1 protein-coding gene is annotated in these 1,204 nt (G+C 77.9%); it reads right to left on the reverse strand.

What is annotated here, in order from left to right:
- Nucleotides 1-56 precede the first annotated feature (56 nt).
- Nucleotides 57-1,204: zinc ribbon domain-containing protein (locus tag AB0O29_RS36155; RefSeq protein WP_365160755.1), on the reverse strand; the 1,148-nt coding region annotated here is incomplete at its 5' end.

The raw sequence follows: 1,204 nt of genomic DNA on the forward strand, positions 1-1,204 counted from the left end.
GTACGCCACGATGAAGTGGGTGTTGATGATGCCCGAGACGGACATCCAGCCGCGGGCTATCTCCTCGACGCACAGCGCGTAGGTGAGCAGCGACTGTTCGAGGGGCCGAAGAACTCGATCTCCGCGATGGCGACCTGCTTGTCGGCGGAGGCCGCGTGCGCGGAGTCGACGGTGAAGCGGACCTTCGTGACCTCGCCGACGCGGAACGGACGCCGCTGGCCGCCCGCCCCCTGATCCAGGGTCAGCCGGCGGGTGGTGACCTTGCCGTCCTTCCCGGTGATCGTCGCCGTGACGCGGTGCGGCAGGGCGGACTCACCGATCCGGTCGGCCCGCGCGGAGACCCCCGGCGTGATGATCACGTCCAGCAGCCGGGCCGGTTCGCTGAAGCCGACCTCGATCCACTCGCCCTGCCCGGACTGCGACACACCGGGCCCCCACCAGGTGTTGCTGCGCTTGTCGAAGGCCAGCTCCGGCTGGTGGCCCGGGTACGAGCGGGAGGCCGTGATCCGGTCCGGGGCCACCGGGGCGCGCTTGGCGAAGTGGTCCAGGGCGGCCCGGACCCCGTCGGGCAGGTACACGAACCCCAGGACCGCCACCGTGACGACGACGGCGAGGGTGATCCAGGTGCCGACGCGGTCGAAGACGCGGCGCAGCCGGGGGCGGTCGCCCGCCCACGGGGTCTCGCGCCGCCCTCCGCCGAACAGGCGGCGCCACCACGGTGCCCGGGCCGGTGCGGCGGCCTCGCCGCTCTCGGCCAGCGGCATCGCGCAGCGCACGCAGTAGTGCCGGTCGGGACGGTTGGGCGTCGCGCACCAGCGGCAGGGCGGGCCGCCCGCGAGGCCGGGCTGCTCTCCCGGCGCCCGGACGGCGGGCCGGTCGGCGTCCGGCCGGCCCGGCAGGACGGGACCGGCGGCGCCCGGAGCGGGCCGGGGCTCCTCCGGGTCGGCCACCGGCACCAGGAGGGAGCGGGCCCGGTCGGACATGGTGTCGCTCAGCGGGTGCGGGACCGGGGTCTCGGGTGCGGGCCCGGCGGCCGGGGTGTCCGGCCGGGCGGGCGCGGGCCCGGCGGGGGTGGCGTCGGGCCGGGCGGGTGCGGGCCCGGCGGGCCGCCCGCCGTCGACGGCCCGGCCCGTGGCGGCCGGCCCCGCGTCACCCGGCCCGCCCGGCTGCCCGGGGCGCCCGTCGGGTGCGGTGTGCCCGGCCG

The organism is Streptomyces sp. NPDC089915 (genome assembly GCF_040684675.1).
Classification (GTDB): Bacteria; Actinomycetota; Actinomycetes; order Streptomycetales; family Streptomycetaceae; genus Streptomyces.